The organism is Micromonospora sp. MH33, from assembly GCF_003013775.1.
Taxonomy (GTDB): domain Bacteria; phylum Actinomycetota; class Actinomycetes; order Mycobacteriales; family Micromonosporaceae; genus Micromonospora; species Micromonospora fulviviridis.
Genome location: NZ_MUYZ01000618.1, coordinates 1 through 1,559, shown reverse-complemented (window position 1 = coordinate 1,559; position 1,559 = coordinate 1). Strand labels below are relative to the sequence as shown.

The following is a 1,559-nucleotide window of genomic DNA, read 5'->3' as shown; positions in this document are numbered from 1 at the left end:
TAGTGCTTTGTTAGGTTGGGACGAGTTGGCGGCAGAGGGGGCAGAACCCGAGCCAGGTTGCGAGTAGGTACTGCAGTTGCCGGAGGACGGCGTAGAGGCTCAGGTTTGCCCCGTTGCTTTTGGGCGTGTCAGCCGTAGTTGGGTGAGGAACAGTTGGGCGGCTGCGGTGAGGGTGACGTGGCGGTGCCAGCCGGTCCAGGAGCGGCCTTCGAAGTGGTCGAGCCCAAGGGCGGTTTTGAGTTCGCGGTAGTCGTGCTCGACGCGCCAGCGGCTTTTGGCCAGGCGGACCAGTTCGGTCAGGGGCGTGTCGGCGGGCAGGTCGGACAGCCAGTAGTCGCTGGGTTCGTCCTGGCCGGGGGGCCATTGCACGAGTAGCCAGCATTCGGGCAGGACACCGTCGTCGCCGCGGTGGGGTCCGCGTCGGATCACCCGGCCGGCGGGACGCACCCGCAGGGCGAAGAAGTGCCCGGACAGCTCACCGACGGGCCGGTCCGGGGCGCGGTCGGGTGCGGGTAGCCGGGCACGCCAGCGCACCAGACGCGCCGCGTCGGCGCCGTGGGCGAGGGCGAGGTTCTTCAGGCTGCGAGCAGGGTGGGGGTAGCGCGGTGTGGGGTGCTTGCCGACTCCGGCGTAGGGGACCTCGACCGGTTGGGCGTCACCGGGTTGAGCGGTGGTGGACGATGTGGTCGCGACAATGTAGGGGATGCCGCGTTCGGTCAGGCCTTGACGGAACTCGGCGACCTGGCCGTAGCCGGCGTCGGCGGTCAGCAGCGGTGGGTGCAGCCCCCATTCGGCCAGTTCGTCGAGCATTTCCAGGGCCATCAGCCACTTCGGCCGGTACCGCTCGGTGTCGGGGACCTTCGACGCTGTGCGCCGCCGGCGGATCTGCTCGATCTGCTCGGCGGGCGGCACCTGCACACGGGTGTGTGGTTTCTTCGCCCCGGCCGCATCGCGGGTGACCGGCTGCTGACGCAGCCTGCGGGCATGGACGTTGGCCGGCTTGCCGTCCGGGCCGGGGACACAGGTGTCGTCCCAGGACTCCGGCACGAACAGCCGCCAGTTCAGCACCGCCGAGGCGGCGTCGGTCGCCGCGTGGACGCTGACGGCGATCTGGCAGTTGGCGACCTTACCGAGGGTGCCGGAGTACTGCCGGGCCACGCACGCAGAGGCCTTGCCGTCCTTGGGGAACCCGGTGTCGTCCACCACCCACACCTGAGGTGTCACCAGGCCGACCGCGGCTGTCGCCGCCCGTTGCCGCACACCGGCGACGTCCCAGGTGGAGGAGGTCAGGAACTGCTGCAGCTGCTGGTGATCGACCCCGAGCCGTTCGGCCATCGGCTGCATCGACTTACGCCGACCGTCCAGCATCAACCCCCGCAGATACCGCAGACCGGTCGCCCGCTGATCCGACCGCCGTAACCCCGCGAAGATCCCGGCCGCGAAGTCCTCCAACCGCACCCGCACCCGAACGAGATCCCGCTCATCCACGCACCGCAGCCAAACACCACCACGACGATCATACAAGCGACACGCCACAACAACCTAACAAAGCACTACTA

The 1,559-nt window shown here is 69.0% G+C and carries 1 protein-coding gene; it reads right to left on the bottom strand.

Annotated elements, in window-relative coordinates; translation table 11 throughout:
- Nucleotides 1–99: 99 nt before the first annotated feature.
- The gene (locus B0E53_RS36400; protein WP_107079913.1) at nucleotides 100–1,488 is read right to left on the bottom strand and encodes a transposase; all 1,389 of its coding nucleotides are present in this window, start codon (nucleotides 1,486–1,488) and stop codon (nucleotides 100–102) included.
- Nucleotides 1,489–1,559 lie beyond the last annotated feature (71 nt).